This window comes from Gemmiger gallinarum (genome assembly GCF_014982805.1).
GTDB classification, from domain to species: Bacteria; Bacillota; Clostridia; order Oscillospirales; family Ruminococcaceae; genus Gemmiger; species Gemmiger gallinarum.
The window spans coordinates 412240-433423 of record NZ_JADCKC010000003.1; the positions used below are offsets into that span (position 1 = coordinate 412240).

The following is a 21184-nucleotide window of genomic DNA, read 5'->3' on the forward strand; positions in this document are numbered from 1 at the left end:
CGGCGGCCGGGGCCGCCGTAAACATAAGCAGTTCTGGTTTGATTATAGCACAGTTGCCCCGCCGGGAAAAGTCCCGCCGGTTCAAAACTGTGCCAGCAGCCGGAGCAGAAGGTCGAGGTTGCGCTCGGTCAATTCCAGGATCAGCAGGTCACAGCCGGGATCGGCGGCTTTCTCAGGGGTCAGGCTGTCCTCCGCCGTCAGCCGCCAGCTGGCGGCAAACCGCTGCTGCAGATAGGGCATGTAATACTCGCTGAAGCTGTCCCCCAGCACCCCCACCGTGCGGGGGTCCTGCTCATACAATTCCCCATAATTTTCCGCCGTCCAGGTGGTCTCGGCGGGCATGATGGTGTAGAGGGCCGAGACGTTGGCCAGGTCGCCGGTCTGGGTGCCGGTCTCCACAAATTCATAAGCGCTGAAGTCGACTGCATCCATTCCCGCCGCCTGCAGCACGCCGTCCAGCCCCAGCACGGCGCCCATGCCGTTCCAGTGGGTATCGGTTTTGAAGTAGAGCAGCCGGTCGGGGTCGGCCAGGGCCTCGGCCCGGATGGCCTCATACTGCCAGCTCACCGGAGTGGCAGAGTTCTCCCTCAGATAAGCCACAAAGCGGTCGGTGCGGTTTTCAGTGTTGACGATGGGATAGGCGTCGGGCATGTACTCCTGATAGACCCGGTCCTTGGACGGGGTGATGTCCAGCACCAGAGTGCAGCCGTGTTCCGCCAGGGTGGCCGCCAGCCGGTCCAGAGAGGCAGCCGCCGCGGCCAGGGTCTCCTCACTGTCGAAGGTCTCGGGCAGGCCCTGATAGTTGGCCACCGGGCGGGCGGCATCGGGGCCGTCCTTGTAGAAGAGCCAGCCGTCGCTGCCCGCCAGCACCTGGTCGCTCTCGCTCTTGCCGAAGAGCAGATAGTTCAGGTTGGCATTGAGGGAGACCAGCTGATACCGGAAGGGGGAATTGTCGGCCAGGAAGTTGTCCAGCTGGTCGGGCAGCTGGGCAAGGGGGCTTTGCAGCACCTGGGGCAGGCCGGTGAGCAGGCGGTTTTCGTGGTTATCCCCCGAAAGCTGCTTGCTGAAAATATTGAAGATGAGAAAGCTCAGCCCCAGCACCCCGCAGAAGAGGGCGATCCATATTTTTTTAAGCATGCCGCCCTCCTTAGAATTGGGTGTAGATGAAGGCCTGATAGTTGCCCGCCGTCACCTGCACGATGCTGAAAAAGAGCAGCACCGCCAGCAATGCCACGGTGAGGGGGCGGGGATTGCGGCCGTCGCGCGCCCAGCTGCGCAGCCGGGGGAAGAGGACCTGCAGCGGCCCGCAAAGCAGCACCGCCGCAGCAAAGAGCAGCCATTCCTTGGGTCCCACAAAGGGGGCCAGGGTCATGCCGGCATCTCCTGCCTGCAGGGTAATGATTCCCCACAGGGTTGCCAATGCCTGGCGCAGGCCGTTTGCCCCGAAAAAGACAAAACCGATCCACACCGCCGCCACCAGATAGACGTGGCTGACCCAGGCGGGCAGCTTTTCCAAACGTTTGGCAAGGCCCAGACGCTCGATACAGGCAAGGATGCCGTGCCAAACGCCGAAGGCCACATACTGCCAGGCCGCCCCGTGCCAGATGCCGGTGCAGAGAAACACCACAAAGAGGTTGAGACAGGTGCGTCCCATACTGCACCGGCTGCCCCCCATGGGGAAGTAGAGATATCGCCGGAACCAGGCGCCCAGGGTCATGTGCCACCGCCGCCAGAACTCTCCTACCGTGCGGGAGAGGTAGGGGTAGTCGAAGTTTTCGGGCATGGTAAGGCCGAACATCTCTCCCAGACCCACAGCCATATCGCTGTAGCCGGAGAAATCATAGTAGAGCTGAAAGAAAAAAGCTGTTGCCCCGGCAAACAATACAGGGGCAGGCATGGTCTGGGCGGGGGCAGAGGTCACCGCTCCATAGACCGAGCCCAGAGGGTCGGCCAGCAGGGCCTTTTTGGCAAGGCCCAGGGTGAACCGCTGGATGCCATGGCAGAAGCGGGCGGCATCCACCCGGCGCGCAGGGCCACGGGGGTCGAGGGCCGCCTCCTGGTCGCTCCAGCGCAGGATGGGCCCCGAGCTTACGTGGGCAAAGAAGGCCATGTAGAGGAAGAAACGCAGGGGATTGCGGGTGGGGACGATATCCCCCCGGGCGGCGTCCACACAGTAGCTGATGCCCTGAAAGGTATAGAAGCTGATGCCCAGGGGCATGGCCACCGATAAAACCGGCAGGGTCCCGGGCAGCAGGGCGTCGATGTTCTGGGTGACAAAGCCCGCATACTTGAAAAATCCCAGGGCCGCCAGGTTGCAGACCACCGCCGCTGCCAGCAGCGCCCGCTTTTGGGCCGCCCGCTCAAGCAGCAGGCCCGCCGCCCAGTTGAAGGCGGAGAAGGCCAGCAGGATCGCCGCGCCCCGCCAGCCCGCCCACAGGATGAACACCAGGCTGAACACCGCCAGCACGGCGTTGCGCCCCCGGGGCGGCAGCAGGTAGTAAAATGCCCAGGCCAGGGGCAGAAAGGCAAAGAGAAACTGGACCGAGGAAAAACTCATGGGTCACTCCCGTTGTGTCAGAAAGAGACGGGGCGGAATCAATCCACCTCCACCTCACCGGTGAAGGCCGTCTCGGCGGGGCCGGACAGCAGCACATGGTCGTCGCTGCGGACGGTAATGTTCAGCTTGCCGCCCAGCAGCTCCACCTCCACGGGCACATCCCGGGGGCAGACGCCACGCAGCACCATGGCGGACACCGAGGCACAGGCGCCGGTGCCGCAGGCCATGGTCTCGCCGCTGCCCCGCTCCCACACCCGCATTTTCAGGTGGGTGGCGTCCCGGACATAGATGAACTCGGTGTTGACCCCCTCGGGGAAAAGCTTGTTCTTTTCAAAGTCGGGGCCGATGGCAGCCAGGTCCATGCCGGTGGGCAGGTTTTCATCCGGCCACTCCACCACGCAGTGGGGGTTGCCCATGCTGACGCCGGCGGCGTCCCAGCTGCGGCCTGCCGCCTCTACCGTCATGTGGACCAGGGGGCCCTCCCCCACACCCACGGCGGGCAGGTCGGCTGCCATGGCCGAGAAGCAGCCCATCTCAGCCTGCCACTGGCCTTCCCCCAGGCGGCGCAGCGTCTTGCGCCCTGCCAGGGTGTCGATCTCCAGCGAGTCCTTCTCCGCCCCGTGGGTGTAGAGGAACTCGGCCACGCAGCGCACACCGTTGCCGCACATCTTGCCCTCGGAACCGTCGGCATTGAACATCCGCATGGTGGCGTCCGCCCCGGGGGTAGAGGGCGGGCAGATGCAGATGATGCCGTCCGCCCCCACCGAGAAGTGCCGCCGGGACAGCTTTACCGACCAGTCCGCCACATGCTCGGGCAGGCCGGTCTGCCGACAGTCCAGATAGATATAATCATTGCCGCATCCGTGCATTTTGGTAAAGGAAATACGCATTGGGTTGCCTCCTGTATTCGCATCGGGGCGCCGTGAATGAGACGCCTGTGGTCATGAGATACTGACCTTATTATAGCGTGTGTCCTACCCCGAGACAAGAAAAAACCGCTTTGGACGGCAGAGGCACAAAAAGTTCCTCTCCCCCGCCCGGCCAGCCCTTGACAAGCGGGTATGGATACGCTATAAAATTTAGTAGCAATCATCTTAAAAGATGAGAATATGCCGCGCCCGCGGCGTGGCGGACGGACAAAAGGAGAATGCACGAATGGAATCCGAGGTTTTTGAGCGCATCCGCGAGTATCTGGCCGACCAGCTTGACGTTGACCCCGAAAAGATCACTCCCGACAGTGACATTGTGGAAGATTTCGGCGCAGACAGTCTGGACGTCGTGGACATGATCACCACCCTGTCCGATGAGTTCGGCGTTGACATCCCCGATGAGGAGATTGAGAATTTCCACACCGTGGGCGACGTCGTTCAGTACGTTGAGGATCGGATCTGAAACGGATTCCCCTGCGGCGTAAGACGCTTGCAGGGGCCTTTTTGTTATATCTGCACAGTCTGCCTTGCCGGGCATTGTGCATCATCATGTGAGGAGTTTTGAATCATGGCAAAGGACAAGAAGAAACTGGTCGAGGCGATCACTGCGCAGGAGGTCGACTTTGCCCAGTGGTACACCGACATCTGCAAGAAGGCTGAGCTGGTGGAGTATTCCAGCGTCAAGGGCTTCACGGTACTGCGCCCCTACGGCTACGCCATCTGGGAGAACATCCAGCAGGACCTGGACGCCCGCTTCAAGGCCACCGGCCACGAGAACGTGGCCATGCCCATGCTGATCCCCGAGAGCCTGCTCAAGAAGGAGGGCGAGCTGGTCAACGGCTTTGCCCCCGAAGTCGCCTGGGTCACCACCGGCGGCTCCGAGCCTCTGGAGGAGCGCCTGGCGGTGCGTCCCACCAGCGAGACCATGTTCTGCGATCACTTTGCCCGTGTGCTGCAGAGCTACCGCGATCTGCCTATGCTGTACAACCAGTGGTGCAGCGTCGTCCGCTGGGAAAAGACCACCCGGCCCTTCCTGCGCACCCGCGAGTTCTGGTGGCAGGAAGGCCACACCATCCACGAGACCCAGGCCGAGGCCGAGGCTGAGACCGAGCAGCAGCTGAACTGCTACGCCGATTTCTGCGAGCACGACCTGTGCATCCCCGTCATCAAGGGCCGCAAGACCGACAAGGAAAAGTTTGCCGGCGCTGAGGCCACCTACACCATCGAGGCCATGATGAAGGACGGCAAGGCCCTGCAGAGCGGCACCAGCCATTACTTCGGCGACAAGTTCAGCCGCGCCTACGACGTGACCTTCACCGGCCGGGACAACACCCTGCAGTATCCCTTCCAGACTTCCTGGGGCTGCACCACCCGCCTCATCGGTGCCATCATCATGACCCACGGCGACGACGACGGCCTGATCCTGCCCCCGGCCATCGCCCCCATCCAGGTGGTCATCGTTCCCGTTGCCGCCCACAAGCCCGGCGTGCTGGAGAAGGCTCAGGAGCTGGCCGAGAGCCTGAAGTCCGTGGCCCGCGTCAAGCTGGACGACAGCGACAAGGCCCCCGGCTGGAAGTTCAGCCAGTGGGAGATGAAGGGCGTGCCTCTGCGCATTGAGGTCGGCCCCCGTGATCTGGAGCAGGGCCAGTGCGTGCTGGTCCGCCGGGACAACCGGGAGAAGCAGTTCGTCAAGCTGGAGGACCTGCCCACCGCCATCCCCGCCGCTCTGGAGGCCCTGGCCAAGGCGCTGTACGACCGCGCTCTGGAAAACCGCGAGGCCCGCACCTTTGCCGCCACCACCATGGACGAGGTGCAGGAGCTGGTCAAGACCAAGACCGGCTTCATCAAGACCATGTGGTGCGGCGATGTTGCCTGCGAGGAGGCCATGAAGGAGAAGGCCGGTCTTTCCAGCCGCTGCATGCCCTTTGCCCAGGAACATCTCTCCGATGTCTGCCCCGTCTGCGGCAAGCCTGCCAAAACCATGGTAGTCTGGGGCATCGCCTACTGATCGACGCCGGTTTGTCCGCCCCGGCTGCCTGAACTGCCGTGAAGCGGCGGACTGTTGTGAATGCCTTATCCGGCGCACCGGCAGGGAGTGTTTCCTTCCGGTGCGCCGTTGTTTTTACCGGGATATCAACCCCCGCGGAGGATGTAAAAATCATGATCGTCTTTCTGGCCTTTGTGCTGTATCTGCTGGGCATGGTGCTGGCCGCCGTAGGCAGCCGTCTGGCAGGGCGCTGCGCCACCTGGTGCTTCGCCCTGTGCGGCTTTCCTCTGTGGGTGGTCAGCGCCACGGTGGCCTGCCTCTGCATCGCCCTGCCCCAGCTGATGCTGGCCTTTCTGGCATCGGGACTGTCGGTCACCTCTCTGGCGGTGGGCACTGCTCTGGCCGGTGCCGTGGCCGATGTGGGTCTGGTACTGGCCGTCTGCCTGCTGCGCCGCCAGAGCGTCATCGTTGACCGGGGCGAACTCATCCGCAAGTGCCTGATCCTGCTTTTCGCCTGTGTGGTGCTACTGGTCTTTGTGCGGGACGGCCTGCTCAGCTACACTGGCGTGGGGCTGCTCATGGCCCTCTTCGTCCTCTTTGTCATGGAGAACATTGTCTATCAGCACCGCATGATTTACGAGGAGGAGATGGACCTCATCACCACCCGGGACCCTGCCGCCATTTCCGCCCTCCGTCTGCGGGACGACGGCACCGTCCGCTTTCCCGCCATGAGCGTCAAAAACTCCCTGCGCAATCTGGGCGGGGTGCTGCTGGGCATGGCCGTGCTGGTGGTGGGTGCCTATTCCCTGCTGTATGCCTCGGTGGTGTTTGCCAACCTGACAGGCACCATTCAGGCCCTGTGGGCGGCCACACTGCTCTCCCTGGGGTTTTCCCTGCCTCTGCTGGCCGAGGCCTTCCACCACCCTCTGGGCTCGGCCTGGAAGCGTTTTGCCGAGCGATGCCGCATCTATCCCGACAGCAGCTTTCCCATGAACCTGCTCAACGCTGCCATCCTCAACATCACTCTGGTGCTGCCCCTGGCCAGCCTGATGTACCGCAGGCGTCTGCCCGTGGGCGAGCAGTTCCGCACCTACGAGGTCCCCGCCTGTATCGTTATGGCGCTTTTGCTGCTGCTGCCCGCTCTGTTCAAGCGCAGGCTGTACCGCTGGCAGGGCGCCGCCTGCCTGACTGTCTATTTCTGCTATCTGGCCGCGGTGCTGTTTGCGCCTCTGGCAGGTGCCTGATCCGTTTACCCCCTGACTGTACAAAAAGAAATTTCAAAAGCCCTCCTCCCCTGTTTCAGCAGGAGAGGAGGGCTTTCTGTATCGTCAGATGTTTCTTTTTTGTCTGAGGTGGACCTTACCGGTCGAAGGTGGTGGACATGGTGGTGGACCAGCTCTCCCCCTGCTTCAGGCTTGCAGCACAGGGGCGGGACTCCCATTCCAGAGGGCCGTTTGCCTCGCCGGTCAGGCTCTGCCACGGCTCAATGCAGACAAAGCGCAGCGGCTTGATGGGCTTGGACCAGATCAGCACATAGGGATAGCCCTCGATGTCGCAGCTGACGCGGCGGCCGGTGTCCTTCTCCACAATGGCCAGGGACTTGCTGCGCAGGTTGACCATGCAGTGGCTGTCGTTGTCAAAGAGGTCGTCGGTCAGGGGGATGCGGCGGGTATTGCGGGCCAGATAATAATAGTGGTTGCCTTCCAGCAGGCCGTCAGGCAGAGCACTGACGCACAGGGGGGACTCGATCTCATCAAAGCGGAACTCGTAGTCCTCGGTGGTGTGCTTGTCGTCGAAGGGGATGACAAAGCCGGGATGGAAGCCGATGCCGAAGCGCAGCATGGGCTCCACGGGGTTTTCCACCGTCAGCTTGTGGTGGACGGTGCGCTCCTCCAGCGTGAAGGTGGAGCGCAGCACAAAGGCATAGGGCCAGATGGGCAGGGTCTGGCTGTCGGCGTGGAGCTCAAACTCCAGCACGTCGTCGGTGTGGCGGACCAAAGTGTGCTCCACATCGCGGGCAAAACCATGCTGTGGACCCTGGTACTCCAGTCCCTTGGCGATCATCTTGCCGCCGGTCAGCTTGCCGGTGTAGGGGAACAGAATAGGCGCGCGGCGCGGCCAGACTTCCGGGTCGCCGTTCCAGAGCATCTCGGCTCCGGTATGCTTGTTGACGACGCTGTACACCTCGGCGCCCTTACTCTCAACCGTCAGACGGATAAACTCATTTTCAATGGAATACTGCATGGGATGACCTCCTCGGCTCGTTTTGTTTCCCCGGTGGCAGGTTCCGCCCGGCTGCGGGCGGTTTTCTCACCGGCAGACTGCTTCAATATAGTTTCAGTATAACGCAAAAAGAGAGAAATGCAAAGTGGGATATCTTTTCCCCCGCCAGGGAGATTTGCAAAACTGTCACAAAATGTTCAAAAAATCCACATCTTCCAAATATTGACATTTTTGTCAAGAAATCGTATACTATCCACAAGAAGTTGGGCCTTTTACGTCGAAACACCTGCATATTTGGCGATATATCGAAAGCCCAATCCGCCGCATTGAGGGAAAGGAAGGCCACTGACATGAAATCTACCGGTATCATCCGCAACACCGATAATCTGGGGCGCATCGTACTGCCCAAGGAGCTGCGCAAGAGCTTCGGCATCGGGACCGACACGCCCCTTGAAATCTTTACCGAGGGCAACGCCATCATTCTGCGCAAGTACCGTCCCGCCGGAAGCTGTGATTTCTGCGGGGAGGTCACTTCCGACACGGTGGAGTTCCGCGGCCAGCACATCTGCGCCGCCTGCCGCCGGGCCATCAGCATGCTGTAAGCATAAGCAAAACCGCACGGCGGACACCCCTTTCCGGTGCGTCCGCCGTGCGGCATAAAAGTGTAAAATGGTTGTTCTCCGCCCTGTCAGCGCTGCAGGCCGCGGACGACCTCCTCGCTGTTCTTGATGAGGTTGAGCAGGCTGGTGGCATGACGGGGATAATCGGAGGTCAGGCTAGCGGTGGTCATGTCCAGCTGGGAAGCCGCCCGGGCTGCCTGGGCACCGTCCTCCCCCGAAAGCTGGGCCAGAAGATCGCCCTCCGCCGCATGCATGGCGGCATCGGTATAGCCCTGCCAGCGGGCCCGGCTGACCCGGAACATGCTGGCCACATTTTTGGGCGATGCCTGATACAGATGCCGGAACATCCGGTACACCGCCAGCATCAGATAGTTGCTCACCGATGTGACCAGTTCCTTGTCCTTGCAGACGGCCAGCTTGTCAAACAGGATATCCAGGGAGTTCTCGATCAGCTTTTTGTACATGACGGGCAGCACACTGCCGCGGTAGACACTGTCGGCGGAGACTGCGGTGTCCGGCAGATCCTCCACACGGATGGTCTGGCCGCTGCGCTCGGCACTGCGGCCCAGGAGATAATCACACGACACGCCGTAATAGTCCGCGACCTGCACCACAAATTCCAGGCCGCATTCCCGGATTCCCTTTTCGTAATGGGAAAGCTGGGCCTGGGAAATTCCCAGGTCCTGTGCCGCCTGTTTCTGCGTGATTCCGCGTTCTTTCCGCAGCAATGTAATGATGCGATTGAACTCCATCGCCATGATTTCCTGCCGTCCTTGCCCGGGCATGCCCTGTGCGGCGCCCTCCGCAAGGGCGCAGTGGGGCCATGCCCGAATTTGTTCTACGTGCTGTACATTATATCTTTGCAAAAACATTTTGTAAATACAAAATCCGCCAAGTTTTGACGGCTGTTTTTGACATTTTGACGGTCGGCCAAAAAACGGGACAAGATATAGACACATGTGTGGCGGTTTATGTGCAAATATTGTACCCGGAAAAATTATCCAGCAAAACAGCTTTTTATTTTGTAACCAAATTGTAATAAAATATTTGACATTCCACGGCATTTCAGCGTATCCTTTCAAGCTGATGCCGCCGCTTTACTGCAAGGAGGAAGGTTCTTTTGAAATACTATAAACTGCATCTGATCCGCCACGGCCTGACGGCCGGCAACCTGGACGGCCGCTACATCGGCAGCGGCACCGACCTGCCCCTGTGCGATGAGGGCCGTGCCCAGCTTGAGGACCTCAAACGTCAGTTTGCCTATCCCCAGGTGCCGCTGGTGTTCTCCTCCCCCATGCTCCGCGCCACGCAGACGGCGGAGATCCTCTTTCCCGGTGTGAAGGTAATTTCTCTGGACGGTTTGCGGGAGATGGCCTTCGGCGTGTTTGAAAACCGGCCCCTCAACGAGCTGGTCAAGGACCCCGCCTTTGCCAGGTGGATGGACCCCACCAGCCACGATGTGCCGGAGGGCGCCGAGGACCGGGCAGCCTTCTACCGTCGCACCGGCGAGATGCTCATGAAGCTGTTTGAGTATATGTTCAAAACCCACACCGAGGAGGCCGCCTGCATCACCCACGGCGGCGTCATCATGAGCATGCTGGCCCAGCACGCCCTGCCCCAGCGCAAGCCGGAGGAGTGGATGACCGATCCCGGCGCCGGGTACTCGGTGCGCTGCGATGCCGAAATGTGGATGCGTGACAAGCTGGTGGAAGCCTTTGACGTGGTACCGGAAGGCTATCTGGACGGCGTGGAGGAGGAGGAAGGCTGAGCACTCTTCCCCGCCCCTTGCGCAAAAACAGCAACAAAAAAAGAGCCTCCCGCCCCGGATGGTATCCCGGAGTGGAAGGCTCTTTTGGTTTTTATACGCTGTGGAACGTCACGGTCGGAAAGATATTCGGCCTCAGCCCTCGCCGCCCTCGGCGGCGCTGGGGTCGCTCTCCGGCTGCATCTGGGCGGCCAGCTCGGCCTGATAGGCATCGTAGTCCTGCTTGGCCTGGGCCGCGGCCTCGTCGCTGATGCCCGATTCCAGCAGGGCGGGCTTTTCCGGCAGGGTCTGCTCAGTGCCGTCCTCGGCAACCACACGCAGAGCCTGGCCGTAATAGCCGCCCCAGATGCCGATGAAGCTCTTGCCCCGGTTGACCGTCAGGCTGTTGCCCTCGGTATCGGTGAGCACAAGGGGCGCCGTGGCATCGCCCTTGGTCCAGCGGATCTCCTGCCAGCCGCCCTTTGTCAGGTAAAGGCCGGTACCGCCGGACAGATCATACTGCCGGGTATAGCCGTCGTCCTTGACACCGGAGGAGGCATACAGCACAAACACATTGGCGAAGGCTGCCTGCTCCCCTGCGTCGGCGTCCATGGCCTGGGAGCCGTCGGTGTTGGTCTTGAAGTAGACTCCATCGTCCACCGAGTAGTAAAAGCCCTCGGTGTCGCCGTCCGAGAAGGTGATGTGCAGCTCGGTGGCATTGCGGGTCTCGGGGTCCTCCCGGTTGCCGAAGTCAAACAGCTGGAGCGTCTCTCCCTCGGCGGAAGTTCCGTACAGGTCCAGCCCCGCCTTGATAAGGTCCCCGGTGGTGTACCAGCAGTTTTCCTCCCGGTAGCCGCTGGCCTGACGGTCGGCATCAAAGGCGAAGGCCGCCGTGCCGGTATGGTAGCCGTCAATGTCCTGATAGCTCAGCACATTGAGCAGGTTATAGGCATAGACATTTTTGTCGATGTGCACCGGAATGGCGTTGAGGGGCAGGGCAAACTGCAGCATCAGATCCCGGCCGGGCGCCACCGGCCCCGCCTTGCTGATCTGATCCACACTGGAAAACACCGCCAGCATGCCCGCGGTGCTGCCCTCGGTCACACCCTCGATCACCAGGTCGGCACGGGCAATGCCCCATTGGGGCAGAGTACCGTCCCCGGTGCGGATCTGCACCGCTACCGGGCGCTTGCCCCGCAAGGCACCGTCGGGGTCCTCCTGGCCGGTCAGCGGATTGATGCCCGGTTCCGGCGTGGGAGTGGGTTCCGGAGTGGCGGTGGGGGTGACAGTGGGCTGGACCGGGGCAGGCGTGGATTCAGGCGCAGTATTCAGGTAACTGCACCCCGCCAGGCTGAGCGCAAGGGTTGCCGCCATCAAAGCGGCCGGAAATCGTTTCATGGCAAACTACCTCATTTGGGTTTTGGGCAGGGCTTCTTTTCGACAGAATTGGCCTCTGCCCGGAAAATGCAAAAAGGGGAACCCGCCAAAGACCAGCTGTGCGGGCTGTGGCGGTTCCCTTTTTTGTGTTAAAATGCGGAATCAGTCAACGTAATCGCCGACGGAATCGGTAGCGCCCTCACCGGCTTCCACCGCTTCCTCATCCACGACCTGCTCGGTGGTGGCGGCATCGCTCTTGCTCAGATCGTAATCGGCCAGGGTGCCGGTCTGCAGGTTGACGGCCTCGTCCACGTCCACAACAGCGACGTAGCTCTTGCCGATGTTGACGGGCAGCTGCTCATCGCTGCACTGGCCGTCCTCAGTCAGGTAGTACAGGCGCAGAGCCTCCAGCGGGGTGCCCTTCTGCCAGTAGATCTTCTCGATCTTGCCGCCGTAGCAGTAATAGCCGATGCCGCCGTTGCCGTACTCCACGTCCTGAATGTCGTGGCTGTCGCCGGGGTAGGCTTCAAAATCGGTGTAGAGGATGACCAGGTTGGTGAAGGCCAGCTGCTCGTCGTACTCTTCATCGATGGTATCCCGCCAGGAACCGTCGGTGGAATAGTACTGCTGCATCTTGTAGGTGGTGGTGGCCTCATCGTACAGGAAGCGGGTCTTGTAGCTGGCGCTGTGAGTGATGGCCACATACTCGCCGTCCTGGACCACCGGGCCGTACTTGTCGCTGTAGGCGCTATCCGGGCTGTTGGTCAGATCACGGACGGGGTTCTCGTCCCGGTAATCCACAAAGTTGAAGAAGGTGGAATTATAGGTGCGGTTCATGTCCACATCCATATCAGAGATATACTTGGCAATGTTCTCGCCGCTGGTGTACATGGTGTGCTCTTTGCTCAGACCGTTGCCGTAGCTCAGACCCTGCCAGTTGACACGGTCGTAGTCGCGGTAGCCGTTGGCGGCGTCGGTGTTGTTGAGCAGGCCGTACTCGTAGTTCTTGGCGTACTCGGTCATGAAGACGCTCTCGCCCTCATGGATATACAGCGCCTGCCAGGGCAGGATCAGCTGGAAGAACTGGTCACGGCCGGAGCGGACGGGTCCGATCTCCTCAATATCATTGTAGTCGTTGAAGACCGGCATGAAGCGGGTGATGCCGCCCTCGACCTTGATCTCGAACAGCATCTGCGCCTTGGACAGTCCCCGCTGGGGACGGGCCACCGTGATGTTGTTGACCATGACCGCGGTGATGCGCTGGCCTTCGGGATAATCGTCGCCCTTGGGCTCGCCGGTCAGGACGTTGGCCTCGTAGGGTTCCGGGGTCGGCGTGGGCTCGGCGACTTCTTCCTGCTGGGTCGGCTGGGATTCCGGCTCAGAGGTCGTCTCGGTCTTTTTGCACGCGGAGAACAGCATGGTGCATGCCGCCAAAACCGCCAGGATACTTACGAAATTACGCTTCATGGACAGTCCTCTCTTCTTTCTGGATACATAAATTTGCGGCCCCGCACGCCGGGAGCCCCTGTAACCGTGCTGTCATTATTTTCTTTATTCTACTTGCTTTGGGCGGATTTGTAAAGCCGGAACAGGGATTTTTACAAGCATTTCCACCGTGTGTCAGGGCTGCGGCAAAGATTCAGGCCTTTGGGGCGGACTTGGCTCCGGAGAGTTTTCCCCGCTGCAGCAGACGGCAAGCCCCGGTGAGCCCCCGGCAGGCCAGCATGGCAAGGCCAAACCACCCGATAACGGGAAACAATCCCCCCACCAGGCGTTCAAAGGGCAGGGCGGAACAGAGCCATCCCGCCAAAGCCAGGCAGACCATCCTTTTCCGGCCGCCCCGGCGTCCCGTACACAGCCCGAAAAGCAGCGGCGCGGCAGTGGTGTAGACCCCCGCCAGCAGCACCGGCAGCGCCGCCCAGACCGCCCGGGGCCACATTCTTCCCGCCAGGGCCACCGCGGGAGCCGGACTGAGCATAACAGCGGGAAACCGGGTCAGTCCTCCCTGCAGAACCAGCAGAGCCGCTCCAAACATGGTGCAGGCCAGCAGCGAGATCCGGCGGGCGGAGGACTTCCCTCTTACAGTCTGCCCCATCGCCTGCAAAAACGGCACCAGCAGGTAAAAATTGTACCCGGCATAGACCAGCGCCGCCATCCACCAGCTTCGGGCCGGAGGTGCCAGAGCCGGCACAGATTCCCCGTTCGGGCCGCACAGCAGGGCGGCAAGCCCCGTTCCCCCGGCAAAGAGGGCGATGAGCGGCCCCAGTTTTCCCAGCAATGTCGTCATGCGGGTCAGACCGCCCAGCGCGGTAGCCAGGGTCGCCGCCAGCATCAGGGTGCGGCCCAGCCAGGAGGGCAGGCCAGCAGCCGTCTCCAGCAGCGCCCCCGCTCCCGACAGCATAACCGCATACACCCCGAATAAAAACACCGGTGCGGCCCGCTGCAGCAGCCATCCCGCCGGATGGCCGCACCACCGCACAAACACCGGGCCGCCGGGGGCATCCCGGAGCAGCCAGCTGCACCCGGCCGCCAGCACCAGGCAGGCGAGCCCCGCTCCCAGCGCCCCCCGCAGTCCGCCGTAAACGGCAAAGAACTGTACCACTTCCTGACCGCTGGCAAAGCCCGCCCCGATAAGGCAGGCGACAATGGCCCCCGCCCGGCCCACTGTGCTGTACCGCTCCACAGGACCGCCCCCTTTCCTGACACAAACCTATGCGCGGCGGGCCGGTCAGATACCCCCGGCAGACAGCGCAAAAGGCGGCCCGCCCCGTGCAGGGGCGGACCGCCTTGTCAGATTGAACTGTTACGCCTTGGGGAAGGTCACCCGGATGGTGGTTCCAGTGCCCACCTGACTCTTGAGGTCGATGCGGGCGCCGTGCAGCATGGCAATGTGCTTGACAATGGCCAGACCGAGACCGGTGCCTCCGGTGGCCTTGCTGCGGCTCTTGTCCACGCGGTAAAAGCGCTCAAATACCCGGGCCTGGGCATCCTGGGGGATGCCGATGCCGTTGTCCTCCACCGCTACATAGGGACAGCCGTCCCCGTCGGTGCCGCTGTACAGGCAGACATGGCCGCCCGGACGGTTATACCGGATGGCATTGTCGCACAGGTTGGTCACCAGCTCGGACAGCAGATCCCTGCTGCCCATAAGGCTGGCGGGTTCCGTCTTGTATTGCAGCGTCACATAGGCCTTGCGGGCGTTCATGGTCATGTTGACGCAGGTGTCCCGGGTAACGGCCGCCAGGTCCACCGGCTCCGGCTCAAAGGATTTTTCCTTGCAGTCCCGCATGCCGTCCAGCTCGGACAGCTGAAGGATATCGGTGACCAGGGTGATCATGCGGCTGGCTTCCTTGTGGATGCGCTGGGCAAACACCGGCACATCCTCCGCCTTGGCCATGCCGTTCTCCATCAGCTCGGCATAGCCGGAAATGCTGGTCAGCGGGGTCTTGAGCTCGTGGCTGACGTTGGCGGTGAATTCCCGCCGGATGGCCTCGTTGTCCTCCCTCAGTTTGCGGTCGGACTGGATTGTGTGGGCCAGCGGGACCAGCTCCTCATAGGGGACCTCCGCCTCAATGGTGTCGATGTGCTCTGCCATGTGGATGATGGGCCGCACCAGCGCCCGGGTCAGCACCCAGGCCAGCAGGCCGCCCAGCGCCAGTACCAGCACCACACCCAGAATCAGCAAGGGCAGCGCCCGGTTATAGGCCGACCACAGATCCCCCGTCTCGTCCGCCAGGCGCAGGACATTGCCGTCGGCCAGGCGAATGGCATAATAGTGTGTTTCATATCCCAGCGTACGGCTGTGACGGGTATCCGCACCGGAACCGCTGTCCAGCGCCTGCCGGACTTCGGGACGGTCCAGATGGTTTTCCATGTCGGCGGTGCCGGTGCTGTCGTACAGCACATTGCCGTCGGGATCAATGAGGGTCAGGCGCAGGGAGTCGCCCTCATCCAGATAGCTGTCCAGGGAACCGCCGCCCTGGATCTGATAGCCCTGGGCAATGGCCGCTGCCGTACGCTCCAGGTCACGGTCCAGCTGTTTGCCGAATGCCTGCTGGAACAAAAGCGCCGTGCCCAGCGCCGTCAGTGTGACGCAGATCAGCCCCACCAGCACAATGGCCAGCCGGATGCGCCGGGCCATACTCTCAGGTTGTTTCATCGCCGGCCTCCGGGTCACGGCTGGACAGCTTGTAGCCCACTTTGCGCACCGTGCGGATCACGTCCCCCGCCGCACCCAGTTTCTGGCGCAGGGTACGCACATGCATGTCGATGGTGCGGGATTCCAGCAGGTCGTCGGTGTCCCAGACCGCCTTCATGATCCGCTCCCGGGCGAGGACCTCCCCCGGATGCTCCAGAAAATAGTGCAGCAGCGAGTATTCCTTGAAGGTCAGTTCCACCGGAACCCCCGCAGCTGTCACCGTGCGGGACAGATCGTTCATGACGATCTGGTCATAGCGCAGCACCCCCGCAGCCGCCGGAGCGTCCGCAGCCGCACGGCGCAGCACCGCCTTGACCCGGCTGATGAATTCCAGCACGCCGAAGGGCTTGCTGATATAATCGTCGGCGCCGTGATCCAGGCCGCGCACCACATCGATCTCGCTGGTCTTGGCCGTCACCATAATGACAGGAATGGTGCGGGTGGCCGCATCCTCCCGCAGGCGGGACAGAATGGCATAGCCGTCCTCGTCGGGCAGCATAACATCCAGGATCACCAGCTCGGGCAGACGGCCATGCACCGCGTTCCAAAAGCTCTTGCCGTCGGCAAAGCCCTGGACCTCAAAGTCGTTGGTCTGCAGGGCGTACTGCTCCAGCTCCCGTATGCTGGCGTCGTCCTCCACAATATAGATCATTCAATGATTCTCCCTTCCTGCGGACCGCAGCGGGCAGTGTCAGTCCGCAGCGTCTCCCGCACCCGCGGCAGCCGGCGCCGGGGTATTCTCCTCCGGCGCAAAGGTGTAACGGCCGCGGTAACGCTCGTAACGATGTTCAAATTTCTCGCTGGCGCCGCTCTTGACATAGTTCAAATACTCGTGGGTGTCAAACTTGTCCTCAGCCACCTCGATCATGGCCACCGCAATGTTGGAGCAGTGGTCGGCAATGCGCTCGTAGTTGGTCAGCAGATCATCCAGCACAAAGCCGTACTCGATGGTGCAGACCCCCGCCTGCAGACGGGCAATATGACGGGTCTTGACCTCCCGGACCAGACCGTCCACCACCTGCTCCAGCGGCTCAATCTTGGCGGCGGCATAGCAGTCGCCTTTCTGGAAATCATCCACCGTGCGGTTGACGATGTCCTGCACGGCAGCTTCCAGCACATTCAGGTCCTCGATGGCCTCATGGCTGAACTGGACATTCTTGTCCCGGATCTCCCGGGCAGTCTCGATCAGATTGACCGAATGGTCGGAGATCCTCTCGAAATCGCCGATGGTGTGCAGCAGCGTGTTGATGGCACGGTTGTCCTCCCGGGAGAGAGCTTTGCCCGACAGCTTGACCAAGTAGGTGCCCAGCACATCCTCGTAATGGTCGACAGCTTCCTCCTTGCGCATCACCTCGTCGGCAATGGCGTCATCCCACTTGCGGGTGGTGGACATGGCCTGCAGCAGGGCGGTACGGCAGATCTCCGCCATATCGCCGCCGGTCAGCACAGCGCGGCCCACCGCCACAGACGGGGTGGAGAGCAGACGCTCGTCCAGCAAAGTGGTCTGCTCGGGGGAGGCATCCTTGCCGTCGGGGACGGTGAGGATGGCCAGACGCTCCAGCACACGGTTGAAGGGCAGCAATGCCGCCGTGGTGACCACATTGAAGGTGGTGTGAATGATGGCAATGCCGAAGGTAGAGGCCGTCTCATGATAGAACGGGAACTGGAAGATGGCATTGAGAATATAGAAACCGGTCAGGAAAATGACTGTGCCGATGACATTGAAGTACAGATGCACAAAGGCAGTACGGCGGGCGTTCTTGTTGGCGCCGGCCGATGCGATCATGGCGGTGACAGTGGTACCGATATTCTGGCCCATGATGATGGGCAGCGCCGAACTGTAGGAGACGGCGCCCGTCATGCACAGCGCCTGGAGGATACCCACAGAGGCAGAGCTGGACTGGATGACGGCGGTGAGCAGTGCACCCACCAGCACACCCAGCACAGGATTGGAGAAGGCCAGGAACAGGTCGGCAAACCAGGGCTCCTCGGCCAGAGGAGACATGGAGGAGGACATGAGGTCCATGCCGGTCATGAGAATGGCAAAGCCCAGGAAGATGGTGCCGACGGACTTTTTGCGCTCATTGCCGAAGAGGTACATGGCAGCGCCCACAAAGCCCAGCAGAGGTGCCCAGGCGTTGGGGGAAAGCATCTGGATGAAGAAGCTGTCGCCCTGCAGGCCGGTGAGGGAAAGCAGCCAGGAGGTGACGGTGGTGCCGATGTTGGCGCCCATAATCACGCCGATGGCCTGGTGCAGCTGCATGAGGCCGGAGTTGACAAAGCCCACCGCCATGACGGTGGTGGCGCTGGACGACTGGATGACAGCCGTCACAACCAGGCCCAGCAAAAGGCCTCGCACAGGGGACGCAGTCATTTTGCTCAGGATGCCCTGCAGCTTGCCGCCGGCAATCTGCTCGAGGGATTTGCCCATGACGTCCATGCCGTACAGGAACAAGGCAAGGCCGCCCAGCAGTGTAAAGACGTTGAACACGCTCATACCTAGGTACACTTCCATTCTCTCTTATTTTCCAATTTTCGACGCCGCCGTGCGGCGAGGCGGTTTCAAAAACCGCAAGATACCGTTATCTATTATAATGGAGAATCGACCTGCAACGACACCAAAACGCCGTAAAGTATTTGTAAAATCTGTGTAAAGTCGCCCCCGCAGCGCTGTTTTTGCCCACATCCGGGCCGCTTTTGCCCTCTTGCCGCCGCGATGCATTGCAAAAACACCGGCCTCGTGTTACCATAGCCACAAAACTTTGATGGAGAGAAAGGGGGACTCGCACCATGAACCGACTGCTGCCCGCCCTGCTGGCGGCCCTGCTGCTGGCAGGCTGTACCGCAGCCCCCAAGACGCCGGTGCCTTCCTCTGCCCCTTCCTCCGGGACTGCCGGGGCCGAGGCGCAGACCTCCCCCGCACCGGAACCCACGCCCTCCCCCACACCGCTGCCCGCCAACTGGCACCGCATCCAGCCTGCGCAGGACGGCACCGTGACCCTGGCCTTTACCGGGGATGTCAACTTTGCCGATGACTGGTACATCATGGAGCGCTACCGGTCCAGCGGGCGGAGCAGCTTTGCCGACAACTTCTCCCCCGATCTGCTGGAGCTCATGCGCGGAGCAGACATTCTGCTGTGCAACAACGAATTCTGCCTGTCCGACCGGGGAACTCCCATGCCGGGCAAGCTGTACACCTTCCGGGCCTCCCCCTTTGACGCCGTCTACTGGTACGACATGGGGGCCGACCTGGTCTCGCTGGCCAACAACCACTGTGCCGACTACGGTACCGACGCCTTTCTGGACACGCTGGATGTGCTCAAGGACGCGGGCATTCCCTACATCGGGGCGGGACGGGACCTGGCCGAGGCCCAGCAGGCCCAGTACTTTGTGGTCGGGGACCGTACCATCGCCTTTGTGGGCGCCACCCGGGCGGAAAAATATATTCTGACTCCCCAGGCCGCTCAGGATTCCCCGGGGGTGCTTTACACCTACGACCCGGAGGAGACGCTGGAGGCCATCCGCACGGCAGCGGACAACGCCGACTTTGTGGTGGTCTATGTACACTGGGGCACCGAAGGCTCCACCACCCTGGAACAGGCCCAGACCGACCTGGCCACCGCCTACGCCGAGGCGGGCGCCGACCTGATCGTAGGTTCCCACCCCCACATTCTGCAGGGGGCGGGCTGGCGGGGAGATGTGCCGGTCTTTTACAGTCTGGGCAACTTCTGGTTCAACATGGAGACCGAGGACACGGCTCTGCTCTGCGTTACCCTGGAGGCGGACGACAGCCTGACCTGCCGTCTGCGCCCCTGCCTGCAGTCGGGCGGCATCACCTCCCTGATGACCGACCCCGACGACATCGCCTCGGTGCTGGACGGTCTCAGCGCCGTAATGGAGAGCGGCAGCTTTGCCCCCGACGGCACCCTGCTGCCCCAGGACGACTGATTTCCTCCCCTCCTGCCCTTCATCCATGCCGCAGCAAAAAAGCTCCGCCCCGCCCACGGTTCTTTCCGTCGGGCAGGGGCGGATCTTTTCTTTTGTCGGTCAGCCGTAGGGCGCTTCCTCCCGCCAGCGGGCGAGGCGCTCCACCGTCTCGTCATCCTCTACCCAGCCTTCGGTCTCGCTGGGGCGGGCGTTGGGAGCATAGCTCTGCTGTACCCCCGGCACTTTCCCCTGGAGAAAAGCCCGGGCCGACTGCTGGCGGGAGGGCACCGTCCGGTGGAGATACCTTCCCGAGCCGCCTGCAGTATTCTGCGGGGATGGGGCGGCGAAGTGTGCTTCATTTTCGGGCTGCCGGGAAAAATGGGAAGATGGGGATCGTTTCATGGTGGCTGCCTCCTTTTCTGCCGCCGAAAAAGGCGGCGGATGTGTTGCTTTCAGTGTGCGCAGCCGGGCCGCCGTTATACCCAAATCCGGCAAAATATGCTATACTGATAGATGCGCCTGCCGGGTTTGTCCCGCGCCGGGGGACCATCCGGCTGCTGCCGCCAAAGGAGAACTGTTGCCATGGAACTGAACATTAAACGGGTCGTCTATCACATTCTGGATACCGGGGCCTCCGAGCCTCTGCTCTCCGACCGAGAGACCGATCTGGACGCCGACCTGACCGAATATTTTATGACCTGCCTGGAAAAGGCCTTTGCCGCCGACGATGGCCGCATGTGCGAGTTTTTGCCCGACTCCGCCTTTGCCCAGGAGCTTGCCTCCAATCAGGACTTTATCGATCTGTCTCGCCGCATTGCGGGGGTCATCTTTGAGCAGATGCTGCAGTACCCCTCCATCCCCGCGGGCGATCTGGCGGTGGTGGACTTCACCGTAAGCAGCGTGCCTTATCTGGGTGTGCTCAAGCTCAATTACCGTCCCGGCTACACCCACCAGACCCGCACCCTGGGCAACGCTCAGTACTCCGGCATGACCCCCCAGCGCACCCTGCTGCCCGGCACCCCCAAGGCCGACGAGGCCGCCCTCATCGACCTGGCCGCCATGCGCATCCGCCTCATTGAGAAGCGCTACGAGATGGACGGCAAGAAGGACTATTACCTGTCCGGGCGGGTGTTCGGCTGTGTCCAGGCCATGCCCGAGAAAGCCAAGCTCAAGGCAGTGTGCGAGACCGCTGCCGCCGCTGTGCGGGAAGCCTATCCCGAGCCGGAATCTCTGGACGATGTGCCCCCCTTTGACGGCGGCACCGAGACGGCGGTGGACCTGATGGTCTGCAACCAGGCGGTGGACAACACCATTGCTGTGGAAGATGTGCGAGCCCGCATGCGGGAGTGCTATCCCCTGGCTGCCCCCAAATTTGAGCAGGCCTTGGCCGAGACCGGCGTGGCGGAGGACGACCGCGTCACCGTCTCCCCCGCCCGCATGCGCAAAATGTCCAGCCGCAGCTTCCGCACCGAGAGCGGCATCGAGATCAAGATCCCCGCCGAGCTGTGCAGCAGCGACGAGGCGGTGGAGTTTATCCACACCGCCACCGGCGGCCTGTCCCTGCTCATCAAGGACGTGCTGGTGTAATCCTTTCCCAACAGCGGGCCCCCGGGCGGATGTTT

General features: G+C 61.9%; 19 protein-coding genes. 7 read left to right on the forward strand and 12 right to left on the reverse strand.

The genetic code is table 11. The features are described from left to right. Positions 1-81: 81 nt before the first annotated feature. From INF35_RS11125 to dapF, 3 genes are read right to left on the reverse strand one after another with little or no spacing between them, the layout of a single operon-like run. Entirely contained in the window at positions 82-1137 is a 1056-nt protein-coding gene (locus tag INF35_RS11125; RefSeq protein WP_193502442.1) for an alginate O-acetyltransferase AlgX-related protein, read from the reverse strand. A gap of 10 nt (positions 1138-1147) precedes the next feature. After that, positions 1148-2557: an MBOAT family O-acyltransferase gene (locus INF35_RS11130; protein WP_193502444.1), complete on the reverse strand. Its 1410-nt coding sequence runs from the start codon at positions 2555-2557 to the stop codon at positions 1148-1150. A 38-nt stretch (positions 2558-2595) separates the two neighbouring features. Then, on the reverse strand, positions 2596-3447 hold the full coding sequence (gene dapF, locus INF35_RS11135) for a diaminopimelate epimerase (protein ID WP_193502446.1): 852 nt from the start codon (positions 3445-3447) through the stop codon (positions 2596-2598). A 265-nt stretch (positions 3448-3712) separates the two neighbouring features. Between dapF and acpP the strand changes: the two genes are divergently transcribed. The 3 genes from acpP (at position 3713) to INF35_RS11150 (ending at position 6717) form a co-directional block, all read left to right on the forward strand. Continuing rightward, the gene (acpP, locus tag INF35_RS11140; RefSeq protein WP_193502448.1) at positions 3713-3949 is read left to right on the forward strand and encodes an acyl carrier protein; all 237 of its coding nucleotides are present in this window, start codon (positions 3713-3715) and stop codon (positions 3947-3949) included. Between the two features lie 105 nt (positions 3950-4054). Continuing rightward, complete coding sequence (gene proS, locus INF35_RS11145; RefSeq protein WP_193502450.1) at positions 4055-5494, forward strand: proline--tRNA ligase; 1440 nt, start codon at positions 4055-4057, stop codon at positions 5492-5494. Positions 5495-5646: 152 nt separating this feature from the next. After that, a complete protein-coding gene (locus INF35_RS11150; protein WP_193502452.1) occupies positions 5647-6717 on the forward strand; it encodes a sodium:calcium antiporter in 1071 nt (356 codons plus the stop codon). Between the two features lie 115 nt (positions 6718-6832). Here the strand turns inward: INF35_RS11150 and INF35_RS11155 are convergent, their stop codons facing one another. Then, a complete protein-coding gene (locus INF35_RS11155; RefSeq protein WP_193502454.1) occupies positions 6833-7717 on the reverse strand; it encodes an aldose 1-epimerase family protein in 885 nt (294 codons plus the stop codon). Between the two features lie 329 nt (positions 7718-8046). Here INF35_RS11155 and INF35_RS11160 point away from each other — a divergent pair, with 329 nt between their 5' ends. Continuing rightward, positions 8047-8298, forward strand: coding sequence for an AbrB/MazE/SpoVT family DNA-binding domain-containing protein (locus INF35_RS11160; RefSeq protein WP_193502456.1), 252 nt, complete (start codon positions 8047-8049; stop codon positions 8296-8298). Positions 8299-8384: 86 nt separating this feature from the next. On the opposite strand, the gene INF35_RS11165 is transcribed toward INF35_RS11160, so the two are convergent. Further along, the gene (locus INF35_RS11165) at positions 8385-9074 is read right to left on the reverse strand and encodes a helix-turn-helix domain-containing protein (RefSeq protein WP_235983206.1); all 690 of its coding nucleotides are present in this window, start codon (positions 9072-9074) and stop codon (positions 8385-8387) included. 362 nt (positions 9075-9436) lie between these two features. Here INF35_RS11165 and INF35_RS11170 point away from each other — a divergent pair, with 362 nt between their 5' ends. Continuing rightward, positions 9437-10084, forward strand: coding sequence for a histidine phosphatase family protein (locus INF35_RS11170; protein ID WP_193502458.1), 648 nt, complete (start codon positions 9437-9439; stop codon positions 10082-10084). A gap of 132 nt (positions 10085-10216) precedes the next feature. Here the strand turns inward: INF35_RS11170 and INF35_RS11175 are convergent, their stop codons facing one another. From INF35_RS11175 to INF35_RS11200, 6 genes are all read right to left on the reverse strand, one after another. After that, positions 10217-11458 (reverse strand): DUF3048 domain-containing protein, encoded by a 1242-nt coding sequence (locus INF35_RS11175; RefSeq protein ID WP_193502461.1) that lies wholly within the window; start codon positions 11456-11458, stop codon positions 10217-10219. Between the two features lie 141 nt (positions 11459-11599). Continuing rightward, on the reverse strand, positions 11600-12904 hold the full coding sequence (locus tag INF35_RS11180; protein WP_193502463.1) for a DUF3048 domain-containing protein: 1305 nt from the start codon (positions 12902-12904) through the stop codon (positions 11600-11602). Between the two features lie 172 nt (positions 12905-13076). Beyond that, positions 13077-14120, reverse strand: a complete 1044-nt coding sequence (locus INF35_RS11185; RefSeq protein WP_193502465.1) for a YkvI family membrane protein — start codon at positions 14118-14120, stop codon at positions 13077-13079. A 120-nt stretch (positions 14121-14240) separates the two neighbouring features. Beyond that, positions 14241-15596: a sensor histidine kinase gene (locus INF35_RS11190; protein ID WP_193502467.1), complete on the reverse strand. Its 1356-nt coding sequence runs from the start codon at positions 15594-15596 to the stop codon at positions 14241-14243. After that, positions 15583-16287 (reverse strand): response regulator transcription factor, encoded by a 705-nt coding sequence (locus tag INF35_RS11195; RefSeq protein ID WP_193502469.1) that lies wholly within the window; start codon positions 16285-16287, stop codon positions 15583-15585. Before INF35_RS11195 ends, INF35_RS11190 begins: the two co-directional genes overlap by 14 nt. A gap of 39 nt (positions 16288-16326) precedes the next feature. Then, positions 16327-18132, reverse strand: coding sequence for a Na/Pi cotransporter family protein (locus INF35_RS11200; protein WP_193502988.1), 1806 nt, complete (start codon positions 18130-18132; stop codon positions 16327-16329). A gap of 293 nt (positions 18133-18425) precedes the next feature. Between INF35_RS11200 and INF35_RS11205 the strand changes: the two genes are divergently transcribed. Then, on the forward strand, positions 18426-19583 hold the full coding sequence (locus INF35_RS11205) for a CapA family protein (protein ID WP_193502471.1): 1158 nt from the start codon (positions 18426-18428) through the stop codon (positions 19581-19583). 99 nt (positions 19584-19682) lie between these two features. Here the strand turns inward: INF35_RS11205 and INF35_RS11210 are convergent, their stop codons facing one another. Next, a complete protein-coding gene (locus INF35_RS11210) occupies positions 19683-19964 on the reverse strand; it encodes a hypothetical protein (RefSeq protein WP_193502473.1) in 282 nt (93 codons plus the stop codon). Positions 19965-20144: 180 nt separating this feature from the next. Here INF35_RS11210 and INF35_RS11215 point away from each other — a divergent pair, with 180 nt between their 5' ends. Continuing rightward, positions 20145-21149 (forward strand): nucleoid-associated protein, encoded by a 1005-nt coding sequence (locus INF35_RS11215; RefSeq protein WP_193502475.1) that lies wholly within the window; start codon positions 20145-20147, stop codon positions 21147-21149. The last annotated feature ends 35 nt before the right edge of the window (positions 21150-21184 follow it).

Excerpts from the sequence above, each read along its gene's own strand:
- dapF (WP_193502446.1), bottom strand. The coding sequence starts at position 3,447 with ATGCGTATTTCCTTTACCAAAATGCACGGATGCGGCAATGATTATATC.
- INF35_RS11210 (WP_193502473.1), bottom strand. The coding sequence starts at position 19,964 with ATGAAACGATCCCCATCTTCCCATTTTTCCCGGCAGCCCGAAAATGAA.
- INF35_RS11130 (WP_193502444.1), bottom strand. The coding sequence starts at position 2,557 with ATGAGTTTTTCCTCGGTCCAGTTTCTCTTTGCCTTTCTGCCCCTGGCC.
- INF35_RS11160 (WP_193502456.1), top strand. The coding sequence starts at position 8,047 with ATGAAATCTACCGGTATCATCCGCAACACCGATAATCTGGGGCGCATC.
- INF35_RS11150 (WP_193502452.1), top strand. The coding sequence starts at position 5,647 with ATGATCGTCTTTCTGGCCTTTGTGCTGTATCTGCTGGGCATGGTGCTG.
- acpP (WP_193502448.1), top strand. The coding sequence starts at position 3,713 with ATGGAATCCGAGGTTTTTGAGCGCATCCGCGAGTATCTGGCCGACCAG.
- INF35_RS11125 (WP_193502442.1), bottom strand. The coding sequence starts at position 1,137 with ATGCTTAAAAAAATATGGATCGCCCTCTTCTGCGGGGTGCTGGGGCTG.
- INF35_RS11155 (WP_193502454.1), bottom strand. The coding sequence starts at position 7,717 with ATGCAGTATTCCATTGAAAATGAGTTTATCCGTCTGACGGTTGAGAGT.
- INF35_RS11215 (WP_193502475.1), top strand. The coding sequence starts at position 20,145 with ATGGAACTGAACATTAAACGGGTCGTCTATCACATTCTGGATACCGGG.
- INF35_RS11175 (WP_193502461.1), bottom strand. The coding sequence starts at position 11,458 with ATGAAACGATTTCCGGCCGCTTTGATGGCGGCAACCCTTGCGCTCAGC.
- INF35_RS11180 (WP_193502463.1), bottom strand. The coding sequence starts at position 12,904 with ATGAAGCGTAATTTCGTAAGTATCCTGGCGGTTTTGGCGGCATGCACC.
- proS (WP_193502450.1), top strand. The coding sequence starts at position 4,055 with ATGGCAAAGGACAAGAAGAAACTGGTCGAGGCGATCACTGCGCAGGAG.
- INF35_RS11165 (WP_235983206.1), bottom strand. The coding sequence starts at position 9,074 with ATGGCGATGGAGTTCAATCGCATCATTACATTGCTGCGGAAAGAACGC.
- INF35_RS11195 (WP_193502469.1), bottom strand. The coding sequence starts at position 16,287 with ATGATCTATATTGTGGAGGACGACGCCAGCATACGGGAGCTGGAGCAG.
- INF35_RS11200 (WP_193502988.1), bottom strand. The coding sequence starts at position 18,132 with ATGAGCGTGTTCAACGTCTTTACACTGCTGGGCGGCCTTGCCTTGTTC.
- INF35_RS11190 (WP_193502467.1), bottom strand. The coding sequence starts at position 15,596 with ATGAAACAACCTGAGAGTATGGCCCGGCGCATCCGGCTGGCCATTGTG.
- INF35_RS11205 (WP_193502471.1), top strand. The coding sequence starts at position 18,426 with ATGAACCGACTGCTGCCCGCCCTGCTGGCGGCCCTGCTGCTGGCAGGC.